A 5867-nucleotide genomic window follows, 5' to 3' on the forward strand; every position below is an offset into this window, starting at 1 on the left:
TGGGCCGGGGCTTCGCCATGAACGCGGGCCTGCGTCCGGGCGACATTGTCCGCCGGGTCAACGGCCGCGACATCAACTCGGTGCGCGACCTCGTCGGCGTCGTCAGCAGCAATGGCGGCCAGTGGCAGGTGACCATTGTGCGCGCCGGCCAGGAGATCACGGCCAACTTCCGGACGTAGGACCGGCTTCTCCCTCCCCATGGCGGCGAGGGAGAGCTATATCCCCTTGCATGGCCGACCTCTTCGAAGCCGCGGGTCTGACGCCGCACGCACCCTCGCCGCTGGCGGACCGTCTGCGTCCGCAGAAGCTGGACGAGGTGGTGGGCCAGGATCACCTGCTGGGGCCCGAGGGGCCGATCCGGCGGATGGCGGAGGCCAAACGCCTGTCGTCGATGATCCTCTGGGGCCCGCCCGGCACCGGCAAGACCACCATCGCCCGGCTGCTGGCCAAGGAGGCGGGCTACGAGTTTCAGCAGTTGTCGGCGGTGTTCTCGGGCGTCGCGGACCTGAAGAAGGCCTTCGAAGCCGCCAAGATGCGACGCTCGGCCGGGCAATCGACCTTGTTGTTCGTCGACGAGATCCACCGATTCAACCGCGCCCAGCAGGACGGCTTCCTGCCCTTCGTGGAGGAGGGGATCGTGACCCTGGTGGGGGCGACCACAGAGAACCCGTCCTTCGAGCTGAACGGGGCGCTGCTGTCGCGGTCGCAGGTCTATGTGCTGAGGCGGCTGGACGACGAAGCGCTGGGCACATTGTTGGACAAGGCCGAGGCCCATGAGGGTAAGGCGCTGCCGCTTGAGCCTGAGGCCCGCGACGCCCTGGTGGCCCTGGCCGACGGGGATGGGCGCTACCTGCTGACCCTGGCCGAGACATTGTTCAATATCGGAACGGTGAAGCCGTTGTCGATCAAGGCCTTGGGGGAAATTCTTCAGAAGCGGAGTCCGGCCTACGACAAGGATCGGGAGGAGCACTACAACCTCAACTCGGCCCTGCATAAGTCGATCCGAGGGTCGGATCCGGACGCGGCCCTGTACTGGCTGGCGCGCATGCTGACGGGGGGCGAGGACCCGCTGTTCATCGCGCGGCGGCTGATCCGGGCGGCGATGGAGGACATCGGCGAGGCTGATCCCATGTCGCTGGTGCTGGCCAACGCCGCCAAGGACACCTACGACTTCCTGGGCTCGCCGGAGGGGGACCTGGCCCTGGCCCAGCTGGTGGTGCACCTGGCCGCCGCGCCGAAATCCAACGCAGTCTATGTGGCCTACAAGGCGGCCATGCGGTCGGCCAAGGAAACCGGGTCCCTGATGCCGCCGGCCCATATCCGCAACGCCCCCACCAAGCTGATGAAGGACCTCGGCTACGGCAAGGGTTACGCCTATGACCACGACACCGAGGAAGGCTTCTCGGGTCAGAACTACTTCCCCGAGGGCATGGCGCGGCAGAGCTTCTACCACCCCAAGGACCAGGGCTCGGAAGCGCGCATCAAGGACCGGCTGGAACGCTGGGCGGCGATCCGGGCCGAGCGCGAGGGCCGGTGAGGTCTCCGCCGAAGTCCAAGGCCGAGGCCAAGCCGGTGGTCCTGACGCCGGACGAGATCGCCCTTGTCCGCAGCCTGGTGATCTATGAGGACCCGCACATCCTGGCGCTGAACAAGCCGGCGGGGCTGTCGAGCCAGGGCGGACGGGGACAGGTGCATACGCTGGACGAGATGCTGTGGGCCTTCGCCAAGCCCGGCAAGGCGCGACCCCGCCTGATCCACCGGCTGGACCGCGACACCTCAGGCGTCATCCTGACGGCCAAGACCAAGCCCGCGGCCGGGTTCCTCGGCAAGGCGATGATGGGACGCCGGTTCTCCAAGACCTACCGGGCGATCGTGACACCGGGGGCGCCCGATCCGGCGGGCGGGACCATCGAGGTTCCCCTGCGTCGGGACGAGGCGGGTCGGGAGGCCTTCATGCGGGTCTGCCCGCCCGATCACCCGGACGCCGAGACGGCCAAGACCCGGTACAAGACCCTCTCATCCAATTCGGTGGCGGCCCTACTGGAGCTGTCGCCTGACACCGGTCGCATGCACCAGCTGCGGGTGCATCTGGCCTCGATCCAGCGGCCCATCTCGGGCGACGCCCGTTATGGCGGGGCCCTGGCGGTGGGCGGCCAGCCGGTGCCGCGCCTGATGCTGCACGCCGGCGCCCTGTCGTTTCCGCACCCCGAGGGCGGGACCAAGAGGCTCGAGGCGCCGACGCCGCCGGACATGGCGGCGGTGCTGGCGGCGATCGGTCTGACCGAACCCTGACCGGAACGGAGGCCGGGGCTGGCCGTTCTCACGCCAAGCCCTGTAAGTCGCAAGACTTTCGCCCAGACTGAAAGTCCGCCCGATGAAACGCTTGCTGCTCACCGCCGCCCTTTGCGCCGGGTTGTCCGCCTGCGCCAGCGCCCCCACTGTCTACACCGCCGCCAACGGCCGCGAGGCCGTGGGCTTCTCCTCCTACCGGATCGAGCCCGGCCGCTACCGCGTCACCTTCCGGGGCGGTCCCGGCGGATCGCCCGAACAGGTGTCCGACTACGCCCTGCTGCGGGCCGCCGATATCGCCCTGGCGGACGGCTATGACTGGTTCCAGGTGTCGGATCGGATGACGCGGCTGGCCGGGGGCGGCAGCGGTCCGCGGGTGTCGCTCGGCACGGGCGGCGGCAGCTATGGCCGGGGCGGCGGGGTCGGGATCGGCCTCGGCACCAGCTTTGACCTCGGCGGCGGACCGGCGCTCGCCGAGACCATCGAGGTGGTGATGGGCAAGGGTGAGAAGCCTCCCGGCGTGGACGTCTATGACGCACGCGGCCTGCGCAGCGCGCTCGGGCCGCGGACCTAGGCCGCTGGCTGCTCTAGCGCCTGTAGCTGTTGCGTCACCCTGAGGGAGGCGTGGGTGAAGCCGGCCACCTGGGCGACGTCCAGATAACCCTCTGACGTCAGGCCGTGGATCATCAGGACGGCGGCCCGACCCCGAGCCTCAGACGCCAGGTTCAGCATATGGCTGGCCACCTGGCTGTCGGTGCCGGCCAGGTCGGCGGCGGCCACGGTGAGCCCCTGGAGCCGCGCGCCCTTCACCGGCCCGACGACGTCGCGGCCGGGGTGCAGGCGGACCAGCACGCCCTTGCACAGTTGGCCCACCAGGCCGGTGACCTCCAGCAGCCGGGCCTCCGGCGTGCCGCGATCCACGTCGATGAGTTCGACCATGATCCCGACCTTGACCCGCTGCGGCGGGAGGCCTTCGGCGCTGATCAGGGCCTGACGGCCCTTGCGCGTCGACAGGGTGCGGAAGGAGAGCGGCAGGATGAGCGGCTGCGGCCGGTCTTCCGGGCCGACGAACAGGGCGGCGTAGTCCAGGGAGGCGCGGTCGATGAAGGCGATGTCGTCGTCCGACAGCTTGGCGAAGGCCCGGGCCGGGACGGGGCGGCCGCTGGCGATGTGGGTGACGGTGGGCTCGATCCGCAGGGCGGCGGTCACCTTGTGGCGCAGGCTGACCGCCTCCTCGACGCTGTAGTCGATGCGCAGGTTCTGGCCCGAGGCGGTGACGAAGGAGACGGGGTTGCGCCGGCGCTCCTCGACCGGATCGACCGTGGTGCGATAGGCCGAGATCATCAGGTCCTCGGGCGGCGCCGGACGATGGGCGGTGACGCCGGCCGGGTCGATGTCGGTGCAGGCGAGTTCCTGGCCGTTGATGGCGCTGACGGCGCGGATCCTCATGTCGGCGGGATCGGCGACGCCGAGGAAGAACAGCAGGGCCTCTTCCAGGATCTTCAGGCTGAGCGCCTGGGCGGCGACGCCCTCCTCGGAGGTGACGGCCACCAGGAAGTCGGTCTCGCCGATGCGGTGACGGATGTCCTGATAGGCCAGGTGCTCGTCGAAGCGCTTTCCGACATAGGCCCAGACGGCGTCACGCTTGCGTGGCCAGCGGTCGCCGGAGCGTTGGCGGATGGCGTCTACGCTGATGATGGTGACGCAGCCGCGCTCCACCAGATCAGTTCCAGCCAGCCGTTCGAGCGCCGCGGCGGCCCCGCCGGCGGTGATACGTTCGATACTGTTGGACTCGCCAGAAAACACGCGCAAACGACCAGGAAAATGACAGCGACCTCCCCATTATGGGGGCCCACGCTTAACCGGGCGTTGCGGCGCCGCTTCCTCGTCTCGACGCCGCCCTTGGGCCGTCGCATAAGGAGCCGATGGACAAGGTGCTTCTAGTGGCCGTGGGCGGCGCGGCCGGCGCGGTGGCGCGATATGGCCTGGGGATCCAGGCCCTGCGATGGTTCGGCGCCGGCTGGCCCCATGGGACCTTCATCGCCAATATCGCGGGCGGCCTGCTGATGGGGCTGCTGGCCGGCTTCCTGGCCTTCAGGGGCGGGGTCGAGCAGGAGAAGCTGCGGCTGCTGCTGGGCGTCGGCGTCCTGGGCGGCTTCACCACCTTCTCGGCGTTTTCGCTGGAGACCGCGCTCATGATCGAGCGGCGCGCCTATGGCGTGGCGGCCAGCTACGCCCTGGCCTCGGTGCTGCTCTCGGTGACGGGGCTGTTCGTGGGGTTGATCCTGGCGCGGCGGGTGTTCGCGTGAAGGAGGTACGCACCCTGTTCGTGGACGCCGGTGAGGACGGGGTGCGCCTGGACCGCTGGTTCAAGCGCCGCTGGCCGCACCTGAACCACATCCAGATCCAGAAACTGACCCGCTCTGGCCAGATCCGCGTCGACGGCGGCCGAGCCAAGCCCGACACCCGGCTGTCGGGCGGGGCCCAGGTGCGGGTGCCGCCGCTGCCCGACCCGCCGGAGCCGGGCGCGCGCGCCGACCAGGGCATCGACGCCCGCGAGGCGGCCTACGCCAAGAGCCTGGTGCTCTATGAGGACGATGAGGTCCTGGTTCTGAACAAGCCCGCCGGCCTGGCCGTGCAGGGGGGGACCAAGACTCACAAACATATCGACCGGCTGCTGAGCGCCTGGGGAGAGGGGCTGGAGCGGCCGCGCCTGGTCCACCGTCTGGACCGCGACACCTCGGGAGTCCTGGTGCTGGGCAAGACGCCGGGCGCGGCGGCCAAGCTGGCCGGCGCCTTCGCGCGGCGCAAGGCCCAGAAGACCTATTGGGCCATCGTCATCGGCTTCCCCAAGCCCGGCGAAGGCGTGCTGGAGCTGCCCCTGGTGAAGAAGGGGATCGGCGACCGGGAGATGGTGGTGCCCGCCCAGCCCAAGGAGCCGGGCGCCGAGCCGGCTGAGACGGAGTTCGTCACCATCAGCCGGGCGGGACCTCGCGCGGCCTGGATGGCCCTGCGGCCCCACACCGGCCGGACCCACCAGCTGCGCGCTCACATGCTGGCCATGGGCCATCCGATCCTGGGGGATCCGAAGTACAACACGCCAGAGTCCAAGGTTCTGTCGGGGCCGCTGAAGCTGCAGCTGCACGCGCGCCGCCTGAGCCTGCCGCACCCGTCGAGCGGGACCCTGGTGCTGGAGGCGCCCCTGAGCGTGGAGATGAAGGAGGGCTTCGGCCGTTTCGGATTCGACGAGCATGAGGCCGACCCAGAGCCGTTCCGCCGGGGCCGCAAGTAGAGCCGAGTCTTGTCGTGGGAACGTGACGGGCCGGTTCCCACGTCAGGCTGTCAGGTTCTAGGGGTCAGAGACGCTTGGTACCCCTGGGGATGTTCTTCGGGCTCGCGGGTGTTCGGCATGACTCTCGCCGAGAAGCAGACCTTGAGAATGTCCACAACGGGTGGAGGCTGTGTGTAAACGCGCTGACGCACCCATGGGGGAGTTTGGTCGATGGCCGTTCAGTGAGGCCGGGCGATGGAGGCGGCGTTTCGGCGCGAGGCCAGAGACGGCCTCCTCAGGCCCTGAT

General features: G+C 69.5%; 7 protein-coding genes. 6 read left to right on the forward strand and 1 reads right to left on the reverse strand.

Features of this window, described 5'->3' with window-relative positions; genetic code table 11:
• The first annotated feature begins 17 nt into the window (after positions 1-17).
• The 4 genes from RMO97_RS21600 to RMO97_RS16710 all read left to right on the forward strand — a co-directional run bounded on the left by RMO97_RS21600 (position 18) and on the right by RMO97_RS16710 (position 2863).
• Positions 18-179 carry a PDZ domain-containing protein gene (locus tag RMO97_RS21600; RefSeq protein WP_409035330.1) on the forward strand — a complete coding sequence of 54 codons (162 nt, stop codon included), beginning with the start codon at positions 18-20 and terminating at the stop codon, positions 177-179.
• A gap of 50 nt (positions 180-229) precedes the next feature.
• A complete protein-coding gene (locus tag RMO97_RS16700) occupies positions 230-1537 on the forward strand; it encodes a replication-associated recombination protein A (protein WP_310542153.1) in 1308 nt (435 codons plus the stop codon).
• A complete protein-coding gene (locus RMO97_RS16705; RefSeq protein ID WP_310542154.1) occupies positions 1534-2292 on the forward strand; it encodes an RluA family pseudouridine synthase in 759 nt (252 codons plus the stop codon). The genes RMO97_RS16700 and RMO97_RS16705 overlap by 4 nt, the downstream gene beginning before the upstream one ends.
• An 82-nt stretch (positions 2293-2374) precedes the next feature.
• Complete coding sequence (locus tag RMO97_RS16710; protein WP_310542155.1) at positions 2375-2863, forward strand: CC0125/CC1285 family lipoprotein; 489 nt, start codon at positions 2375-2377, stop codon at positions 2861-2863.
• On the opposite strand, the gene RMO97_RS16715 is transcribed toward RMO97_RS16710, so the two are convergent.
• Positions 2860-4095 (reverse strand): hypothetical protein, encoded by a 1236-nt coding sequence (locus tag RMO97_RS16715; protein ID WP_310542156.1) that lies wholly within the window; start codon positions 4093-4095, stop codon positions 2860-2862. The two genes, RMO97_RS16710 and RMO97_RS16715, sit on opposite strands and share 4 nt — an antisense overlap.
• A 119-nt stretch (positions 4096-4214) precedes the next feature.
• Here RMO97_RS16715 and crcB point away from each other — a divergent pair, with 119 nt between their 5' ends.
• Both crcB and RMO97_RS16725 read left to right on the forward strand, forming a co-directional pair.
• A complete protein-coding gene (gene crcB, locus RMO97_RS16720) occupies positions 4215-4598 on the forward strand; it encodes a fluoride efflux transporter CrcB (RefSeq protein ID WP_310542157.1) in 384 nt (127 codons plus the stop codon).
• A complete protein-coding gene (locus tag RMO97_RS16725) occupies positions 4595-5581 on the forward strand; it encodes an RluA family pseudouridine synthase (RefSeq protein ID WP_310542158.1) in 987 nt (328 codons plus the stop codon). The genes crcB and RMO97_RS16725 overlap by 4 nt, the downstream gene beginning before the upstream one ends.
• Positions 5582-5867 lie beyond the last annotated feature (286 nt).

The sequence above is a fragment of the Phenylobacterium sp. genome, assembly GCF_031425575.1.
In the GTDB taxonomy this organism is placed as follows: Bacteria; Pseudomonadota; Alphaproteobacteria; order Caulobacterales; family Caulobacteraceae; genus Phenylobacterium.